Genomic DNA, 19372 nt, shown 5'->3' with positions numbered 1-19372 from the left:
AGTGAAGGTAAAGAATGTTGAAGGGTGCAATCTAAATTTTCAGATAAAGTCATAAAAAAATGAGCGTATTTACATACACTCATTTTTACTACATTTTACTAATATTTGCTTAACTGACTGGCATTACTCAATATTGAGGGCTTTTTATCAGCTTAATAAATTAAGCCAAACCTTTTTCTTTCAAAACCTCAAGCATGGTTGAACCCAACTCTGCAGGACTACGTGTATACGCCATTCCCGCGCGTTCAAAAGCTGCAAACTTCTCTTCAGCAGTTCCTTTACCGCCAGAAATGATGGCACCTGCGTGACCCATACGCTTACCTTTCGGCGCTGTTACACCAGCGATATAACCTACCACCGGCTTGGTCACATGCGACTGGATATACTCAGCTGCTTCTTCTTCCGCAGTACCGCCAATTTCACCAATCATGATAATGGCTTCAGTTTGCGGGTCTTCCTGGAACAGTTTCAAGCAATCAATCTGGTTCATGCCTGGAATCGGATCACCACCGATTCCGATACAGGTTGACTGTCCAAGACCTAATTTAGTGGTTTGTGCAACCGCTTCATAAGTCAAAGTACCTGAACGTGAGATAATGCCGATCTTACCTGGCTGATGAATATGACCCGGCATAATCCCGATCTTACACTCGCCTGGCGTAATGATACCCGGACAGTTTGGACCGATCAGACGCGTACCATTACCATTGGTTTCCAGATAACGTTTAGCTTTTAGCATATCCAGTGTTGGTACACCTTCAGTAATCACAACAATCAGCTCAATACCTGAGTCAACAGCTTCTACAATAGAATCGAGGACAAAAGGTGCAGGCACATAAATCACAGAAGCATCAGCTTGAGTTTCTTGCACCGCTTCACGCATAGTATTAAATACTGGCAGATCCAGATGTGATTGACCACCTTTACCCGGTGTTACTCCACCAACAACTTTAGTGCCGTAGGCAATAGCCTGTTCAGAGTGGAATGTACCGTTCTTGCCTGTAAAGCCTTGGACTAAAACTTTGGTGTCTTTATTAATTAATACGCTCATTGTGATACTCCTTAAGCTTTTACTGCAGCAACAATTTTTTCTGCAGCATCGGCCAAGCCATTTGCAGAAATCAATTTCAAACCAGATTCATCCAGTAACTTGGCACCAAGCTCTGCATTGTTCCCTTCAAGACGAACGACTACAGGTACAGTGACATTTACCTCCTGAACCGCTGCAATAATTGCCTCAGCAATCATGTCACAACGTACAATTCCACCAAAAATATTAATCAAGACACCTTGTACAGAAGAATCTGCCAAGATAATTTTAAATGCTTCGATGACACGCTCTTTGGTTGCACCACCACCTACATCCAGGAAGTTAGCTGGTTGACCACCATAAAGCTTGATAATGTCCATGGTTGCCATCGCAAGACCGGCACCATTGACCATACAACCAATATTACCCTCTAAAGCAACATAATTCAGGTCAAATTCAGATGCTTTCAGCTCACGCTCATTTTCTTGTGATTTATCACGTAAAGCAGCAACTTCAGGCAGACGGTATAGCGCATTTGAATCAATACCGACTTTGGCATCGACACAGAGAATGTCACCATTTTCACGAACAGAGAGTGGGTTAATTTCAAATAAAGCAAAATCATTTTCGACAAAGGCTTGGTAAGCAGCTGTCATGACTTTAACAAATTGATTGATCTGGCTATCTTTTAACTTAAGTGCAAACGCCACTTCACGCGCCTGAAATGGCAATAATCCTACTAAAGGATCAACTTCGACTTTAATGATTTTTTCAGGATTTTCTTCTGCAACTTTTTCAATTTCGACACCACCTTCAGTGGATGCCATGAAAGTAATACGACGGCTAGAACGGTCTACCACTGCACCTAAATAGAGTTCACGCTCGACCGGATAAACATCTTCAGAAACCAAAATACTATTGACTGGTTGACCATTTGCATCGGTTTGATAGGTCACTAAACGTGAACCAATAATCTGATTGGCATATTCAGCTGCTTCTTCAGCCGACTTTACCACTTTTACCCCACCCGCTTTGCCACGACCACCTGCGTGAACCTGCGCTTTTAATACTGCAAACTTCCCACCAAGCTGCTCAAAAGCATGTACTGTTTCTTCAGCATTGGTAGCAAGAATACCTTCTTGTACAGGCATCCCATATTTTTTTAATAACGCTTTTGCTTGATACTCATGTAAATTCATTGATTAACCTTTTACTACTTATTTGACTTTGTTATTACACGTTTTCCCAATATTTCTTGGTTCACATCAATCAATATTGGTATTTTTGGATCTTAGATTTTACTTATCTTTATTTTTAGATGATTATTCATTCAAAAACAACCACCAAATGTAAAAAGAGCGGCCTGAGCCGCTCTTCGAAGAATTACTTACGCTTACGTTGGATCGCGTGGATCGCACGACCATCGACTGCAAGAGCAGCTTCATGTACGACTTCAGAGAATGTTGGGTGACCGAAAGTCATCAACTGTAGATCTTCAACTGAAGAGACAAACTCAAGTGCGATCATACCTTGGTGAACGATATCAGACGCAGCAGGTCCAATCACGTGCATACCAAGTAGACGATCAGTTTTTGCTTCAGCAACAAACTTCACGAAACCGGCACCTTCACCAGCAGCCAAAGCACGACCATTTACAGCAAAACCGAATTGACCAGTTTTCACTTCATGACCTTTTTCTTTGGCTTGCTCTTCTGTTAAACCTACCCAAGCCGCTTCCGGGTGAGTGTAGATGACAGAAATGATAGTATCGTAGTTCACTTGAGCAGCATGACCGTGGATACGTTCAACAGCCATTACGCCTTCTTCCATTGCTTTATGTGCAAGCATTGGACCACGTACCAAGTCACCGATTGCGTATACGCCTTCAACAGAAGTTGCACACCAGTCGTTTACCTCAACCAGACCGCGCTCAGTCAGTTTGATACCTGAGTCTTCAGCCAATAGGCCTTCAGCATAAGCACGACGGCCTACACAAACGATCAGCTTATCGAAAGTCTGTTCTTTGTCTTCGCCGCCCTGGCTGTATTTAACAGTCACTTCACGACCGTTAACTTCAGTACCAGAAACTTTTGCACCAATGCGGATATCAAGACCTTGCTTGGTCAGCAGTTTTTGGTAGTCTTTTGCCAATGCTTTGTCAGCCATTGGCAAGAATGCGTCCATTGCTTCAAATACAACAACTTCCGCACCCAGACGACGCCATACTGAACCAAGTTCAAGACCGATTACACCAGCACCGATCACACCAAGACGTTTAGGCACTTCTGGGAATTCAAGCGCACCAGTTGAGTCTACGATCAGGTCTTGATCTACAGGAGCAACTGGAATATTGACTGGTACAGAACCAGATGCAAGGATGACATATTTAGGCTCTAAAACCTGAGTTTCGCCTTCATGCGGTACGAACTCAACTTTTTTACCAGCAAGTAATTTACCAGTACCTTGTAACCATTCTATGCCATTACCTTTAAGTAACTGCGCAACACCACCAGTCAATTGTTCAACGACTTTGTCTTTACGCGCAAGCATTTTAGACAAATCGAAAGCAACTTCACCCGTTGTAATACCGTGGTCATCTAAATGCTTAACAGTATCTTCATAACGGTGAGAAGAATCTAGAAGTGCTTTAGAAGGAATACAACCGACGTTTAAGCAAGTACCACCTAAAGAAGGTTTACCTTTATGAATACGTTTTTCGATACACGCAACTTTAAAACCAAGCTGTGCAGCACGAATTGCAGCTTCGTAGCCACCTGGGCCACCACCGATTACAACTAAATCGAATTGTTGAGACATTATTCTCTCCAAAAATGGGCCTAGAGGATCACCCTAAGCCCATGGATTTATTCTTTAGAATTAAAGATCAAGGATCAGACGAGCTGGTTCTTCTAACAATTCTTTGATTGTTACAAGGAAACCTACAGCTTCTTTACCATCGATTAGACGGTGGTCATAAGAAAGCGCTAGGTACATCATTGGCAAGATTTCAACCTGACCATTCACTGCCATAGGACGTTCCTGGATTTTATGCATACCCAGAATCGCAGTTTGTGGAGTGTTCAAGATTGGAGTTGAAAGCAATGAACCGAAAGTACCACCGTTGGTAATTGTGAAAGTACCACCAGTCATGTCTTCGATTGCAAGTTTACCTTCACGCGCTTTACCAGCATATGCACGGATACCGTTTTCAACTTCAGCATAGTTCATGCGGTCTGTATCACGAAGTACAGGAACCACCAAACCACGATCAGAAGAAACTGCTACACCGATGTCATAGTAACCATGGTAAACAATGTCGTCGCCATCGATAGACGCATTCACTGCTGGATAGCGTTTCAGTGCTTCAGTCGCAGCTTTAACGAAGAATGACATGAAGCCTAGACGAGCACCATGACGTTTTTCAAACGCTTCTTTGTACTGGTTACGCATTTCCATGATTGGTTTCATGTTAACTTCGTTGAACGTAGTCAACATTGCTGTTTCTTGAGTTGCAGCAAGCAGACGTTCAGCAACACGTTTACGCAGACGAGTCATTGGAACGCGTTTTTCAATACGTTCGCCAACCGCAACGCTTAACGGTGCAGCAGCAGGCGCTGCAGGTTTAGACTGATGGTTCGCAACATCTTCTTTAGTAATGCGACCGCCACGACCTGTACCAGATACGTCAGCAGCATTGATACCAGATTCAGTCAATGCTTTACGTACTGCTGGAGCTTGGTCTTGAACCTGTTGACGCTCAACGATCGGTGCATTACCCGCTTCAGTTTTTGCAGCAGCTTGCTCTACTGATGCTTCAGTTTCAGATTGAACTGCTTGAGTTTGAGTTGCGCCAGATACGGCACCCTCTTCAAACTGTGCAATCACTTCAGCAGAAAGCACTGTATCGCCTTCATTTTTAACGATTGATGCAATTGTACCGTCTGCAGGAGCAACAACTTCTAAAACAACTTTATCAGTTTCAATATCACAGATCACTTCATCACGTGATACTGCTTCACCTGGTTGTTTGTGCCAAGTTGCGATCGTACCGTCCGCAACTGACTCTGGAAATACCGGTGCTTTAATTTCGGTTGCCATTATTTAGAATCTCCTGGATTATTCAGCATCGATCGCTAGAGCGTCGTTAACGAGCTGAGCTTGTTGTTTTGCATGCAAGTATGGTGAACCACACGCCGGTGCAGCTGAAGCTTCACGGCCTGCGTAACTAATACGGATTTGTTTGCCCGCTTTCATCACATCGTCATATAAACGAGGCGCGATGAACAACCAAGCACCTTGGTTTTTCGGTTCTTCTTGTGCCCAAACCAGTTCTTTCACGTTTGGATACTGAGCAAGAACTTCTGCAAGACGTGCTTCTGGGTACGGATACAATTGTTCAATACGTACAATTGCAGTGTTGTTCAATTCTTTTTCACGACGTTTTTCAACCAGATCGTAGTAAACCTTACCACCACACAGTACTAGACGAGTTACGTCTGCTTTGTTGATGTTATCTACTTCGTCGATCACAGTCTGGAATGTACCGTTAGCCAGTTCTTCCAGGTTAGACACAGCCAACTTGTGACGAAGCAATGATTTAGGTGACATGATGATCATTGGCTTACGGATCGGGCGGATTGCCTGACGACGTAACGCATGGAAGATCTGTGCAGGTGTAGTTGGAGTCATCACTTGCATGTTGTCTTCAGCACATAGTTGCAAGAAACGTTCCAGACGTGCAGATGAGTGCTCAGGACCTTGGCCTTCGAAACCGTGTGGCAGAAGCATAGTCAGACCACATACACGTTCCCATTTGGTTTCACCAGATGAGATGAACTGGTCGATCACCACCTGTGCACAGTTTGCAAAGTCACCGAACTGAGCTTCCCAGATGATCAGGCTCTTAGGAAGAGTAGTCGCGTAACCGTATTCAAATGCCAGTACTGCCATTTCAGACAATAAAGAGTCATAGATCGCAACACGCGGTTGGTTCTCTTTGATATGGCAAAGTGGAATATAAGTTGAGCCATCTACCTGGTTATGCAGTTTTGCATGACGGTGTGAGAATGTACCACGACCCACGTCTTCACCAGTTAAACGAACCAGATAACCATCATCTAGCAGTGATGCATAGGCTAGAGTTTCAGCAGCACCCCAGTTCAGCGGCATTTCACCAGTTTGCATTTTCAAACGGTCGTCAATTACTTTAGATACCTGACGCTGCATCACGAAGCCTTCTGGAAGCTCACGCATTTTGCGGCCAAGCTCTTTAAGACGTTCTAGATCGCAAGTAGTATCCCACTCGTCTGTGTATTCATGACCCAGGTACGGTGTCCAGTCTACAAACATTTTTTTGTTCGGTTCTAGAACCAGTGCATTGGCAACATGTTTACCTGCTTCAAGATCAGAACGGTATTGTTCAACCATTTGATCTGCAGTAGCACGATCAAGTACACCTTCTTGAACCAGTTTGTCAGCATAAAGCGTACGAGTTGTCGCTTTTTTGTTGATCACTTGGTACATCATTGGCTGAGTTGCAGCTGGTTCGTCCGCTTCGTTATGACCACGACGACGGTAACAGAACATGTCGATCACAACGTCTTTACGGAAAGTATGACGGAAATCGTGGGCAAGCTGAGCAACAAACAACACAGCTTCAGGATCATCACCATTTACATGGAAGATCGGCGCCTGAATCATTTTCGCGATATCAGTACAGTATTCTGTAGAACGCGCATCACGTGGATCAGATGTGGTGAAACCAACCTGGTTGTTCACTACGATATGAACTGTACCACCTACTGTGTAACCACGAGTCTGTGACATCTGAAAGGTTTCTTGGTTTACGCCCTGACCTGCAAATGCAGCATCACCGTGAACAATGACTGGCAATACGTCATCACCGCCAATGTCTTTACGACGGACTTGACGTGCACGTACAGAACCTTCAACTACAGGTCCAACGATTTCAAGGTGAGATGGGTTAAACGCCAATGCCAAGTGAACTTCACCACCTGGAGTCATCACGTTAGAAGAGAAACCTTGGTGATACTTAACGTCACCAGAACCTTTTTTATGTAGTGATTTACCTTCGAACTCACCAAACAGGTCAGCCGGGTTTTTACCCATGATGTTAACCAGAAGGTTCAGACGACCACGGTGTGGCATACCGATCACGACTTCTTTACAGCCTACAGAACCGGCACGCTGGATCAATTCATTCACCATAGGAATGAAAGATTCACCGCCTTCAACACCAAAACGTTTTGCACCCACGAATTTATTACCGAGGTATTTTTCTAGACCTTCAGCCGCAGTTAAACGTTCAAGAACATGTTTTTTCTGATCAGCACTTAGTCCATATTGACCACGTGCGCTTTCAAGACGTTGCTGGATCCAGCGTTTTTCTTTGGTATCCACGATGTGCATGTATTCAGCACCGATAGAGCTACAGTAAGTCGCTTCCATCGCTTGGACCATTTCGCCCAAAGTCGCTGCTTCCTTACCAATCGCAAGGTTACCGGTATTGAATATAGTGTCCAGATCAGACTGAGTTAAACCGTGCGCAGAAAGATCAAGATCTGGCACAACTTCGCGTTTAGCCAGACCTAATGGATCCAATTTTGCTTTTTGGTGGCCACGGTTACGGTACGCAGCAATCAGCTGTAAAACGCCAATTTGACGACGTTCATGCTCTGAACTAACTGTCGATTGGATAACAGGCTGAATACGGCTTGAATTGCGACCTAAAAGTAGGAATTGCTCACGTACATTGCTGTGTGGTTGATCACCTTTTGGGAATTTATCGAAGTACGCTCTCCAGTCAGCACCCACTGAGTCTGGAGCAGTGAGGTACTGCTCATAAAGTTCTTCAATATACGCTGCACTATCAGCGGAAAGTTCAGTGTCAAGACGCAGAGCGTCAGCAACTTCTTGCATTTGTGGACCCATTTCCTATTGCAAAAACATTTTCAGGATGCTTTTTAAGCAAAACCCAGGATTAGTAATGTCAAATTGATAATTCAACATTAGTCCCCCATAAGGCATAAGCCATGAGGCGTTATCACCACACCAAGAAAATTCTTGATATGTTTAATGAACAATAACGCCCCTCAGCGGCATCATCACTCATTGAATACCCGATCGTGACCGAGCAATTTTTTGCAAATCGACTTAGAAAAAACAAAGATTTAAACTATATTTTTTCTAAAGCGACTTTGACTTACATTTATATACTATTCTCAACCTCTTCCGTGTTTAAAAAATGTACATCGGCCCACACATTTTTTAAATATAGTCTTGTGCTAAATGCTATCACGATCTCGACTAATCAATTGATTTTTTTGACGAGGAACGCATGTTTTTTAGTCAAATACTTCTATCAGAAATTACTCTAACATAGGGAGCTTTAAATGAAAAACACATTCAGCGTAGACCAAAGTCCTACATCTTTTTGATAAACAAAAAGAGAGTAAATCTTCCAATCCACTCCCTTTGCAACTTTGCGTTATATAATAACATTATTGAAAACCTTTTTCAGTCCAGAATTACATCTAAAAATCATAAATACCTCAAACAACATCATAATAGTGCATAAATCCGACCAAAATGTTCTGCAATGATTCATCACCCGATTTGATCATATGAGATACAGCACCAATAACAGCAGTTTTCACGACCACTGTTCGTTTATGGAGCCCTATAAAGCAAAAAGCACACCAAGTGGTGTGCTTTTTGAAAAACTGTTTATTGCAGTCTAAATTAGCCAGCCATATCTAGAAGCATGTTACGGATGTGACCGATTGCTTTAGTAGGGTTCAAGCCTTTAGGACATACAGATACACAGTTCATGATACCTTTACAACGGAACAGAGAGAACGGATCGTCAAGACGAGCCAGACGCTCTTGAGTACCTGTATCACGCGAATCGATGATGAAACGGTATGCATTCAACAATGCTGAAGGACCCAAGAACTTGTCTGGGTTCCACCAGAATGATGGACATGAAGTTGAACAACATGCACAAAGAATACATTCATACAGACCGTTCAAGTGTTCACGTTCTTCAGGAGACTGCAGACGCTCTTTAGGAGGTGCAGGCTGGTTGTTGATCAAGAACGGATGAATCTTGTTGTACTGGTCGTAGAACTGGTTCATGTCAACTACAAGGTCTTTGATTACTGGAAGACCAGGAAGCGGACGAATCGTGATTTCATTTGGTAAATCGTTCAGGTTCCAAAGACACGCCAAACCGTTTTTACCATTGATGTTCACACCATCAGAACCACAGATCCCTTCACGGCATGAACGACGGAATGTCAAAGATTCGTCCTGTACTTTTAATGCAAGAAGCGCATCAAGCAACATACGGTGCTTATCAGTCAGTTCAAGCTTAAAAGTTTGCATATACGGTGCTTTATCCTTATCAGGATCGTAGCGGTAGATATGAAATGTACGAGTACCTCTACTCATCTTAAATCTCCTGATTAGAATGTACGTGGTTTCGGTGGAATTGCATCAACCGAAAGCGGTTTGTAACGCACTGGCTTGTACTCAAGACGGTTGTCAGCAGAGAACCACAAAGTGTGCTTCATCCACTCATCGTCACGACGGCCATATGGATACTCTGGGTGATCTGGTGGTAATTCGAAATCTACCACAGTGTGAGCACCACGACATTCTTTACGTGCAGCAGCTGAAATCAAGGTCGCTTTAGCAACTTCATACAGGTTTTCCACTTCTAGAGCTTCAATACGTGCAGTGTTGAATACTTTAGATTTGTCTTTCAAGTGAATGTTGCGAACACGCGGCTCAATTGCAAGAATTTGTTTTACACCTTCTTCAAGCAGCGCAGTTGTACGGAATACACCCGCGTGGTCTTGAACGATGTCACGGATTGCATCAGCAACTTCTTGAGCATTCTCACCAGTTGTTGATTCATCCAACTTACGAACACGCTTAATTGTGTTTTCAAGCACAGTTGTAGGAAGCGGTTCATACTCATCACCGTGGTGTTTAGTCACGTAGTCGATGATGTGCTGACCAGCAGCCTTACCAAATACAACCAAGTCAAGCAGTGAGTTTGTACCTAGACGGTTTGCACCGTGTACAGATACACATGAACATTCACCGATCGCATAGAAGCCTTTCACTGGTTTCGTGAAGTTGCGACCTTCTTGGTTAGTAGAATAGGTATCAGTATTCTTGTCGTAGTTCGTTACTAGAGCTTCAGATTCTGGAGACTCAGGAACAACTACCTGACCATGAATATTCGTAGGAATACCACCCATTTGGTAATGGATTGTTGGTACTACAGGAATTGGCTCTTTAGTAATGTCAACGTTCGCGAATTTCTTGCCAATCTCGAATACAGATGGCAGACGTTTCATGATGGTGTCAGCACCCAAGTGAGTCATATCAAGAAGGATATAATCGCCTTTAGGACCACAACCACGACCTTCTTTGATTTCCTGGTCCATAGAACGTGATACGAAGTCACGAGGAGCCAAGTCTTTCAGAGTCGGTGCATAACGCTCCATGAACGGTTCGCCGTCTTTGTTACGAAGGATTGCACCTTCACCACGACAACCTTCAGTTAACAGTACGCCTGCGCCCGCAACACCTGTAGGGTGGAATTGCCAGAATTCCATATCTTGTAATGGAATGCCTGCACGAGCTGCCATACCAAGACCGTCACCAGTGTTGATATAAGCATTAGTAGATGCACGGTAAACACGACCAGCACCACCTGTAGCGAACAATGTAGCTTTCGCCTGGAATACGGCAATTTTACCAGTTTCCTGATCGATTGCTGTCACACCCAGTACATCACCAGCTTCGTTACGGATCAGGTCAAGCGCGATCCATTCAACGAAGAACTGAGTACCCATTTTCACGTTGCTTTGATAAAGCGTATGAAGAAGCGCATGACCTGTACGGTCGGCTGCAGCACATGCACGTGGAACTGCTTTTTCACCATAGTTTGCAGAGTGGCCACCAAATGGACGTTGGTAAATCGTACCGTCTGCGTTACGGTCAAATGGCATACCTAAATGTTCTAATTCGTATACCACTTGCGGTGCTTCGCGAGTCATGAACTCGATCGCGTCTTGGTCACCTAACCAGTCAGAACCTTTAACTGTGTCGTAGAAGTGGTAATGCCAGTTATCTTCTTGCATGTTACCAAGAGATGCACCGATACCACCCTGCGCTGCTACAGTGTGAGAACGTGTTGGGAATACTTTAGTCAGTACCGCAACTTTCAAACCTGCTTGAGCAAGTTGGTAAGAAGCGCGCATACCAGAACCACCACCACCAACGATAACTGCATCGAAAGTTTCGTGTGGAATATTTGTGTAATCTTCTTTAGGGGTTATAGCGCCCATGATTGTTTCCTATCAATTCGCCCAAAAAATCTGGATTGCCCAGATCGCATATGCAAATACAGCAATAATCACTGCTGAAGTCAGTACAAGGCGTAAACCTGATGCTGATGGACCCATTTGACGAGTAGTCACATAGTCAGTGAATACCTGCCACATACCGATCCATGCATGCGCAACAAGAGATAAGACTGCCAACAAAGACATGATCTTCATTGGAACTGTCATCATAAAGCCGTACCATTGCTCGTAGTTGAAGCCACCATTCAGTAGGATCCAACCAAACACCACAACGGTATAAACAGCTAGAACTACAGCACTGATGCGTTGGACAAACCAATCACGAGAACCTGAACCTGTTAAACCAGTAGCACTTTTCATTAGAGTACGATCCATACAAATGCTGCAACAATACCGATTGCAGACAAGATTAATGAAATAGTAGCTGCAGTACGACCGCTTTGCAGTTCTTCTGCAACGCCGATATCTGCAAGTAAGTGCTTAATACCAGTGAACAAATGATAAATTAAGCCGGCTACAAATACCCATACGATAAAGCGGACAAAGAAACCGTTAAAGATTTCCTGCACTTCAGCAAAACCTTCTGCTGAAGACAATGATTTATCCAACAGCCACAAAAGGACCGGTACGAGTAAAAATACGATGACACCTGAAAGACGGTGTAGAATTGATGCAATAGCCACGGGTGATTTTAAGTTTACTTCTAAAACTTGACCCATGGACAAATTGACAGGTCTGTTGCTTTTCACAGCGGGCATCCTGTAGTTAAAAACTCCATCCGGAGTTTGTTGGAATTAATTCGAAGGAAAGCTGGCATTATCAGGCAAATACATGCCTAAACATAAAACGACACTGAATTATAAAACGTGAACTATTAAAATACAAACAACTGTATTTGGCTTTTTGAACAAAAAACCTTTAAATAAGAATCATTAACAATAACTTTAAGTTCTCCCCCACTTACTTTATCTTCATATTCTCATTCTAGATATTTGTTTTTTAATAATTAACTTGATTAATTTAGTCTGTTATCTAGCTGAACTTCAACTGAGTAGATTTAGACTAAAGATGAACAGCAAAAATATAATTTCGATCCTAAATCCTTATTAATCCCAAGTAAAATCATAAGGATATATTTCACAAATAAATAATGACTATTTATATAAAGGCATCTCAATTTAGAATTTTTATACTAAAACCTACTTATCTCTTTGTAGATCATAGTTTTTTTGATGTTTTTAGACATTTTATATTCAAAAAAACACTTATTTATTTTTGTTTAAGTTGTATTAAACAAAGTGAAGCAAATTTACGAGCTATTTTTTAGCCGATTAAACAGAGCCAAAAAGAAAATTTATTGCTTTTATTTATAATTCAAGTTTGAAGTAAAAACTTAAGGAAATCGATGTAAGTTACGAGATTTATATAATTTTAAGTTGCAGTCTTAGAATATTTTCTCAATTTCTCCTTTATTTTTTGCTAGGAAAAAACGCTTACAAATACGGCAAAGACTATATTTTTTTCTGCACCTTCTGTTCAATTTGACTTATTATAGAGGTTTGGTACTGTGATTTTATTAAACTTTTTATACCAAGATAAATGACTAAACCACTGTGAGAATGTCATTTTTCATCCATAAGTATAATTGACAAAATTTCAGTAGCCACTAATCTTATAGCAAATTTTTGATCCGTCCGTTTTGTGCATTAAAAGATTGATAGGCAACTCGGATATACATTCACCAGGACAGGAGATCTATTGAATGTCTGAAGCAACTGGCAAGAAAGCCGTTTTACAGCTTGATGGCAAAGAAATTGAATTACCAATTTACAGCGGCACATTGGGCCCAGATGTAATCGACGTTAAAGATGTGTTGGCTGCAGGTCACTTTACTTTTGATCCTGGTTTTATGGCAACAGCTGCATGCGAGTCTAAAATCACTTTCATCGATGGTAATAAAGGTGTTCTTTTACACCGTGGCTACCCAATTGACCAGTTAGCAACTAAAGCTGATTACCTAGAAACTTGCTACTTACTTCTTAATGGCGAGCTTCCAACAGCTGAGCAAAAAGAAGAATTCGACGCTAAAGTTCGTAACCACACTATGGTTCACGATCAAGTAAGCCGCTTCTATAACGGTTTCCGTCGTGATGCTCACCCTATGGCAATCATGGTTGGTGTTGTTGGTGCGTTGTCTGCGTTCTATCACAACAATCTGGACATCGAAGATGTTAACCATCGTGAAATCACTGCGATTCGTTTAATCGCTAAGATTCCTACTTTGGCAGCTTGGAGCTACAAATACACTGTTGGTCAACCATTCGTTTACCCACGTAACGATTTGACTTACGCTGAAAACTTCCTGTACATGATGTTTGCAACTCCTGCAGACCGTGACTACAAAGTAGATCCAATCCTTGCGAAAGCAATGGACCGTATCTTCACGCTTCACGCTGACCACGAACAAAATGCTTCTACGTCTACAGTACGTTTAGCTGGTTCTACTGGCGCTAACCCATATGCATGTATCGCTGCTGGTATCTCTGCACTTTGGGGTCCTGCTCACGGTGGTGCGAACGAAGCTGTTCTTAAGATGCTTGATGAAATCGGCACTGTAGAAAACGTTGCTGGCTTCATGGAAAAAGTGAAAACTAAAGAAGTTAAACTCATGGGCTTCGGTCACCGTGTGTACAAAAACTTCGATCCACGTGCGAAAGTAATGAAAGAAACTTGTGACGAAGTTCTTGGTGCTCTTGGCATCAACGATCCACAGCTTGCTCTTGCTATGGAACTTGAACGTATCGCGCTTTCTGACGAATACTTCATCAAACGTAACCTTTACCCTAACGTAGACTTCTACTCAGGTATCATCCTTAAAGCGATTGGTATCCCAACAGAAATGTTTACTGTGATCTTCGCGCTTGCACGTACAGTTGGTTGGATCAGCCACTGGTTAGAAATGCACAGCGGTCCTTACAAGATCGGTCGTCCTCGTCAGCTTTACACTGGTGAAGTTCAACGCGACATCAACCGTTAATTCGGTTAGCGTTGAAAGACGTAAAAACCACCCTTCTGGGTGGTTTTTTTATGACTGACAAAAACCAACACAACCAAGATGTGAAAAACTTAAAATAGTAAACCTGAAGAATTTTCAATTTCTACAAATTTCTAGAAATTACTCTTATATCGTTAAGGATTGAGTTTTAATGCTGTTTTACCTGCTTCCCTTCATCCTGAGAATGATTCGTTTTGATCAGTTTAAAAGCCGGAACTTAACTTCAGGGGAAATCAAGCTTTGCCAGCAAGTCTTTGCTGACCTGATTGACTATTCAGCAGTCCGTGTCATGAATCACCCTTTCCTGCCTTGGCAATCCAAGCATGTGATTATGGCACCAAGTGGTTATATTCACGTCCGCAACCTGAATTATCGGGACGATTATTCTAAAGAAAGCCGTTCTTATCAGGCGCTTTTCATTCATGAAATGGCGCATATTTATCAATATCAGCAGAATATTAATGTGTTGTTTAAGGGCGCTTTTTTACAAGCCGCTTATTTTTTAAGTATGGGAAAATATAATCCTTACAAATATCAATTTAATCCCAACAAATCCTTTTTAGACTATAACATTGAACAACAGGGAGATATTGCACGCGATATTTTTCTAAAAAAAATTCCCAATATTATTTTAAAAAATCAGATAAGCAGATGATATTGAATACTTTTCACTCAAGTATTCTGTTGATTTCTATTTATGAAAAATAAACTTATTTAAATCCAATTGAGTATTTTTGTGCATTTACCAGAATAAAAAAGCACCATAATAAGTCATTTTTGACCATAACTTTGTGCATCTGTTTCAATTCTCCTGAAACAGCTCTAGCATCTGCCTCAAATTTCGATAAAATAAGCCAAGTATGATATTTTTAGCTCGTAAATCAAGATTTAATGATCATGCGGTCATGACTTTTTTAATTTTGGCCATTTGGCATTTTGTTCGTATCAAACTGCACTCAGCTGGATAATTAGAATTTTAAAAATCAGTGATTTAGTGTATTCACCTATAGGAATAGGACTTAATTGGAATGAAAAGTTTTAAAATTGCGATTGCTCAATTCTCTCCACATGTGGGCAATTTAGATGCAAATACGCAGACAATGATAGATTTGGCAAATCAGGCCAAAAAAGATAATGCTGATCTTATTATTTTCCCTGAACTTTCAACTTTAGGTTATCCGGCTGAAGATTTATTAATTCGCCCAAGTCTGGCTAAACGCACAAAACTGGCGTTTGAGAAACTAACTGAAGTAAAAGATATCGTCATGGTCTTTGGTTTTGTTAATCAAACCGAAGATGGTGAACGCTATAACTCAGCCGCCGTTATGAAAGATGGCGAAGTTTTAGGGGTTTATAATAAACAGACATTGCCAAACTATGGTGTATTTGATGAGAAACGCTATTTTGGTGAAGGACATCAGCATCTGGTCTTCGAATATCTGGGACACAAGTTTGGTGTCCTGATCTGTGAAGATGTCTGGTCATTATCTACAGTTCAACAGCTGGCTCAATTGAATATTGATACTGCACTGGTTCTGAATGCTTCTCCATATGAAGTTGGCAAACCGCAACACCGTATCGATACCATGGCTGCGCTGGTCAAACAGTTGAATATCAATCTGGTGTACTGTAACCAGGTAGGTGGCCAAGATGATCTCATCTTTGATGGTACCAGCTTTGTACTCAATAAATCAGGCGAAGTGGCTCTGCAAGCACCTAGCTTTGAAAAAGGCCTGTATATCGCTGAATATGATGCAGAAAAATTAGAGTTCAGCAAAGGCACGATTACTCCAGCGCTGGAAACCATGGCTGAGATATATCAAAGTCTGGTGATGGCAACCCGTGATTATGTACAGCGTTCAGGTTTTCCAGGTGTAATTCTGGGTCTGTCTGGTGGTATTGACTCTGCCTTGACTCTTGCCATCGCAGCAGATGCGATTGGCCCTGACAAAGTCCAAGCAGTGATGATGCCTTATACCTATACTGCTCAGATCAGTGTAGAAGATGCCACTGAACAGGCAAAAACTATGGGTGTAACTTTCGGTATTGCCGAGATTAACCCGATTGTAAGTGGCTTCTTGCAAACCCTGTATCCATTCTTTGGCAATGCCCCTGTAGATGCCACTGAAGAAAACCTGCAAGCACGTGCACGCGGTACACTATTAATGGCGCTTTCTAACAAGTTCGGCAATCTGGTTCTGGCAACCGGTAATAAATCTGAACTTGCCGTTGGTTACTGCACACTATATGGCGATATGGTCGGTGGTTTTGCGGTATTAAAAGATGTTTATAAAACCATTGTGTTTGAACTTGCGAAATACCGTAACAGCATCGCAGAAACTCCTGTGATTCCTGAGCGTGTCATTACTCGCCCACCATCAGCAGAACTTCGTCCAGATCAGGTCGATCAGGATTCATTACCGGCTTATGAAGTACTTGATGCGATTCTTTATGCTTATATTGAAGAAGATCTGAGCCAGGATGACATCATTGCCAAAGGCTTTGAAGCTGAAGTCGTGAAAAAAGTGATTCGTCTGGTTGATATTAACGAATACAAACGTCGTCAGGGTGCGATTGGTCCACGTATTAGCTCGCGTTCTTATGGTCGTGAACGTCGCTATCCGATCGTTAATGGTTGGAAAGCAGGTATCTAAGTTTTAACTAAACCAGATCAGCCATAATGCCCAAGTAAATGCTTGGGCATTTTTTTATCTTTAAGCAATAAATAGGGTTAAGAAATTAAAAGAAGATTCAAAAATTTAAACAGACAGATATTTAGAAGAACTTTCTCTTAATTTTTTATTGATATTTTTATGGCACAAAAAAAGAGACCAAGCTGAGAGCTTGGTCTTTAAAAATGGTGGCTATGACGGGACTTGAACCTGTGACCCCCGCATTATGAGTGCGGTGCTCTAACCAACTGAGCTACATAGCCGTAAACTGTGTGCGCATTATCGTAATTTCAGGTTGTATCGTCAAGCATTTTAAACCACAAATGTTCAGTCTTTATGCAAATTAATCATAAACTCTTAAACTTTGTACAAATCATGATTTAATTCGAAATCCCATAACAGAATCTACAAAAATTGGTACCAACTTTTAAAGCCAAATCTAAATCGAAGTCGTATCATATAATATTTAATTTTAAGAATAACTTGCTGAAGAAACAAAATAAAAAGTGAATCTAGGACCTTTTCCTATCGCTATAATACTTTTCCAAATATGGCCAATAGTATCTCTGGATTAAAGCAAAACTGAAGATGACGAAATTCAAAATATACCTAAGCCTGCTCCTATTGAGTTTTATAAGTTTAGCCAATGCAACTGTTATTCATCCAAGCAGCAGATTTTCAGGATGTGATGATGTGAAAAGTTTGGCTCAAGAAGTCATGCTCTTTAGACTGAAAGGTGCACCACAGAAATGGATGATTCAGCAAATAAAACAGCACTACGGTACAGCGAATGATCTCCATGCTCTGATTGGTATAAAACTTACTGAAAAAGCGTTTAAATATGAAATACCCCAAGATCAGTCTGGACGTTCCGCCTTAATTAAAAACTTTGCAATTGATCACTATAATGAATGTGAGAAATCCATTACAGATCGTGCTCAATTTAAAAAAGAAAATAACGGTATTAACCCACCCTTGGAAAGGGAAGTTTTAGAACACTAAAATTATGCTGATAGAAGGTTACTATTAGAAATAGCAGTCTATCTTTATGCAGTTTGATAGATTTTTCATTATTAAAATCTCAATTTTAAACCTGTTCCTATAGTTTTATATAACAGGGATTTTTTGAATCTAAAATTACAGGTAATAACGCAGTATTAAAATCAGATGGCTTTTTTAAGTTAGTTCATTAATATTCTAAAATCATATTATTTTAATCTCAAAATATAAATATAAATCAAAAACTTAGAAAATATACCAACCATTAAAAATTATTGCTTTGTTAAACATAATACTGAGGAATTTACTTGGTTTTATTTTTATAAAATACGCGTTATGATCAAAGTATAAACAACAATTCGTATACGATTTTAACGCGTCATATTTTTATAAAACTTATTTCCGATAAGGAGAATTCTAATGTCATTTGAACATATTTTAGTACCCGTTGACGGTTCAGAAACTTCCTACGCTGCAGTCGATAAAGCTGTCGAAATTGCCAAAGCATTTAACAGTAAAGTGACAGTGGTTCAGGTGCTGGCACTTGATCCCTATATCGCTGCTGAATACATTACAGCAGCTCAAACCAATGACCTGGTTGAACGTGCCCGTACTGCAATTCTGAAGACACTTGATGAAGCAAAAGCGAAATTTGCTGCGGCAGGTATTGATGCAGAGACCCAGCTACTCGAAGGTCAGGTGATTTATAGTGAAATTGTCAAGGCAGCTGAATCCTTGGATACTGATCTGATTGTGATTGGTTCACATGGCCGTACTGGCTTCAAGAAACTATTCCTGGGAAGTGTTGCGCAAAGCATCTTAGGACAGGCCACTGTTCCTGTAATGGTCATCCGTAAGTAATAAAAAAATCCCCACTTCAATCAAGTGGGGATTTCTCTTTCAAACAAATCCATCCCATTGATACTGCTTTAAGCTAACCCGATTTCCAGCACATAGGATCCCTTCTGCGCCTAATTTTTGCTGTTGAATATTATGTCCATATTCATCCAGTTTATTGAGACTGATCTTACCTTGAGCGTTCAGGACACGATGCCAAGGCAAATCGGTTTCTGTATCAAGCTGGCTTAAAACCCTACCTACCAGACGTGCATGTTTGGGCAAGCCAGCCAGCTTAGCGATCTGTCCATAGGTCGCTACTTTCGCATAAGGAATCTGGCTGACTACACTCAGAATCATTTGTGCCATTTCCTGG

15 protein-coding genes and 1 tRNA gene are annotated in these 19372 nt (G+C 41.4%); 5 read left to right on the top strand and 11 right to left on the bottom strand.

Annotated features, from left to right (window positions below; all coding sequences use genetic code 11):
- Nucleotides 1–160: 160 nt before the first annotated feature.
- From sucD to sdhC, 9 genes are all read right to left on the bottom strand, one after another.
- Nucleotides 161–1051, bottom strand: a complete 891-nt coding sequence (gene sucD / locus FTU01_RS05135; RefSeq protein ID WP_004782969.1) for a succinate--CoA ligase subunit alpha — start codon at nucleotides 1049–1051, stop codon at nucleotides 161–163.
- 11 nt (nucleotides 1052–1062) lie between these two features.
- On the bottom strand, nucleotides 1063–2229 hold the full coding sequence (sucC, locus tag FTU01_RS05130) for an ADP-forming succinate--CoA ligase subunit beta (protein WP_004782971.1): 1167 nt from the start codon (nucleotides 2227–2229) through the stop codon (nucleotides 1063–1065).
- A gap of 184 nt (nucleotides 2230–2413) precedes the next feature.
- Complete coding sequence (gene lpdA / locus FTU01_RS05125) at nucleotides 2414–3847, bottom strand: dihydrolipoyl dehydrogenase (RefSeq protein ID WP_180138401.1); 1434 nt, start codon at nucleotides 3845–3847, stop codon at nucleotides 2414–2416.
- Between the two features lie 60 nt (nucleotides 3848–3907).
- A complete protein-coding gene (odhB, locus tag FTU01_RS05120) occupies nucleotides 3908–5128 on the bottom strand; it encodes a 2-oxoglutarate dehydrogenase complex dihydrolipoyllysine-residue succinyltransferase (RefSeq protein WP_005234619.1) in 1221 nt (406 codons plus the stop codon).
- 18 nt (nucleotides 5129–5146) lie between these two features.
- A complete protein-coding gene (locus FTU01_RS05115) occupies nucleotides 5147–7969 on the bottom strand; it encodes a 2-oxoglutarate dehydrogenase E1 component (RefSeq protein ID WP_005234618.1) in 2823 nt (940 codons plus the stop codon).
- Nucleotides 7970–8791: 822 nt separating this feature from the next.
- Nucleotides 8792–9502 carry a succinate dehydrogenase iron-sulfur subunit gene (locus FTU01_RS05110; protein ID WP_004782977.1) on the bottom strand — a complete coding sequence of 237 codons (711 nt, stop codon included), beginning with the start codon at nucleotides 9500–9502 and terminating at the stop codon, nucleotides 8792–8794.
- A 14-nt stretch (nucleotides 9503–9516) separates the two neighbouring features.
- On the bottom strand, nucleotides 9517–11415 hold the full coding sequence (locus FTU01_RS05105; protein ID WP_004782979.1) for an FAD-binding protein: 1899 nt from the start codon (nucleotides 11413–11415) through the stop codon (nucleotides 9517–9519).
- A 12-nt stretch (nucleotides 11416–11427) separates the two neighbouring features.
- Nucleotides 11428–11793, bottom strand: a complete 366-nt coding sequence (gene sdhD, locus FTU01_RS05100) for a succinate dehydrogenase, hydrophobic membrane anchor protein (protein ID WP_004782980.1) — start codon at nucleotides 11791–11793, stop codon at nucleotides 11428–11430.
- The gene (sdhC, locus tag FTU01_RS05095) at nucleotides 11793–12191 is read right to left on the bottom strand and encodes a succinate dehydrogenase, cytochrome b556 subunit (protein ID WP_034705238.1); all 399 of its coding nucleotides are present in this window, start codon (nucleotides 12189–12191) and stop codon (nucleotides 11793–11795) included. The genes sdhD and sdhC overlap by 1 nt, the downstream gene beginning before the upstream one ends.
- Before the next feature lie 1004 nt (nucleotides 12192–13195).
- Here sdhC and gltA point away from each other — a divergent pair.
- From gltA to FTU01_RS05080, 3 genes are all read left to right on the top strand, one after another.
- Nucleotides 13196–14470 carry a citrate synthase gene (gene gltA, locus FTU01_RS05090; RefSeq protein ID WP_004782984.1) on the top strand — a complete coding sequence of 425 codons (1275 nt, stop codon included), beginning with the start codon at nucleotides 13196–13198 and terminating at the stop codon, nucleotides 14468–14470.
- A 169-nt stretch (nucleotides 14471–14639) separates the two neighbouring features.
- Nucleotides 14640–15143, top strand: coding sequence for a hypothetical protein (locus FTU01_RS05085; RefSeq protein ID WP_179992114.1), 504 nt, complete (start codon nucleotides 14640–14642; stop codon nucleotides 15141–15143).
- 373 nt (nucleotides 15144–15516) lie between these two features.
- On the top strand, nucleotides 15517–17142 hold the full coding sequence (locus FTU01_RS05080; RefSeq protein ID WP_159122816.1) for an NAD+ synthase: 1626 nt from the start codon (nucleotides 15517–15519) through the stop codon (nucleotides 17140–17142).
- A 204-nt stretch (nucleotides 17143–17346) separates the two neighbouring features.
- On the opposite strand, the gene FTU01_RS05075 is transcribed toward FTU01_RS05080, so the two are convergent.
- A tRNA-Met gene (locus FTU01_RS05075) sits at nucleotides 17347–17423 on the bottom strand.
- A gap of 325 nt (nucleotides 17424–17748) precedes the next feature.
- On the opposite strand from FTU01_RS05075, the gene FTU01_RS05070 reads away from it, so the two are divergent.
- Both FTU01_RS05070 and FTU01_RS05065 read left to right on the top strand, forming a co-directional pair.
- On the top strand, nucleotides 17749–18162 hold the full coding sequence (locus tag FTU01_RS05070) for a hypothetical protein (protein ID WP_218945519.1): 414 nt from the start codon (nucleotides 17749–17751) through the stop codon (nucleotides 18160–18162).
- Between the two features lie 417 nt (nucleotides 18163–18579).
- On the top strand, nucleotides 18580–19020 hold the full coding sequence (locus FTU01_RS05065) for a universal stress protein (RefSeq protein WP_180053154.1): 441 nt from the start codon (nucleotides 18580–18582) through the stop codon (nucleotides 19018–19020).
- Nucleotides 19021–19059: 39 nt separating this feature from the next.
- Here FTU01_RS05065 and FTU01_RS05060 read toward each other — a convergent pair whose 3' ends face one another.
- Nucleotides 19060–19356 (bottom strand): MGMT family protein, encoded by a 297-nt coding sequence (locus FTU01_RS05060; RefSeq protein ID WP_125278749.1) that lies wholly within the window; start codon nucleotides 19354–19356, stop codon nucleotides 19060–19062.
- Between the last annotated feature and the right edge of the window lie 16 nt (nucleotides 19357–19372).

It is taken from the genome of Acinetobacter sp. YH12043 (assembly GCF_013419915.1).
Taxonomy (GTDB): domain Bacteria; phylum Pseudomonadota; class Gammaproteobacteria; order Pseudomonadales; family Moraxellaceae; genus Acinetobacter.
Note: the sequence above shows the minus strand (reverse complement) of the source record. Positions and strands in the feature narration are given on the sequence as shown.

Coding starts and splice junctions, on each gene's coding strand:
- sucD (WP_004782969.1), bottom strand. CDS start 1,051: ATGAGCGTATTAATTAATAAAGACACCAAAGTTTTAGTCCAAGGCTTT.
- sucC (WP_004782971.1), bottom strand. CDS start 2,229: ATGAATTTACATGAGTATCAAGCAAAAGCGTTATTAAAAAAATATGGG.
- lpdA (WP_180138401.1), bottom strand. CDS start 3,847: ATGTCTCAACAATTCGATTTAGTTGTAATCGGTGGTGGCCCAGGTGGC.
- odhB (WP_005234619.1), bottom strand. CDS start 5,128: ATGGCAACCGAAATTAAAGCACCGGTATTTCCAGAGTCAGTTGCGGAC.
- FTU01_RS05115 (WP_005234618.1), bottom strand. CDS start 7,969: ATGCAAGAAGTTGCTGACGCTCTGCGTCTTGACACTGAACTTTCCGCT.
- FTU01_RS05110 (WP_004782977.1), bottom strand. CDS start 9,502: ATGAGTAGAGGTACTCGTACATTTCATATCTACCGCTACGATCCTGAT.
- FTU01_RS05105 (WP_004782979.1), bottom strand. CDS start 11,415: ATGGGCGCTATAACCCCTAAAGAAGATTACACAAATATTCCACACGAA.
- sdhD (WP_004782980.1), bottom strand. CDS start 11,793: ATGAAAAGTGCTACTGGTTTAACAGGTTCAGGTTCTCGTGATTGGTTT.
- sdhC (WP_034705238.1), bottom strand. CDS start 12,191: ATGCCCGCTGTGAAAAGCAACAGACCTGTCAATTTGTCCATGGGTCAA.
- gltA (WP_004782984.1), top strand. CDS start 13,196: ATGTCTGAAGCAACTGGCAAGAAAGCCGTTTTACAGCTTGATGGCAAA.
- FTU01_RS05085 (WP_179992114.1), top strand. CDS start 14,640: ATGCTGTTTTACCTGCTTCCCTTCATCCTGAGAATGATTCGTTTTGAT.
- FTU01_RS05080 (WP_159122816.1), top strand. CDS start 15,517: ATGAAAAGTTTTAAAATTGCGATTGCTCAATTCTCTCCACATGTGGGC.
- FTU01_RS05070 (WP_218945519.1), top strand. CDS start 17,749: ATGACGAAATTCAAAATATACCTAAGCCTGCTCCTATTGAGTTTTATA.
- FTU01_RS05065 (WP_180053154.1), top strand. CDS start 18,580: ATGTCATTTGAACATATTTTAGTACCCGTTGACGGTTCAGAAACTTCC.
- FTU01_RS05060 (WP_125278749.1), bottom strand. CDS start 19,356: ATGATTCTGAGTGTAGTCAGCCAGATTCCTTATGCGAAAGTAGCGACC.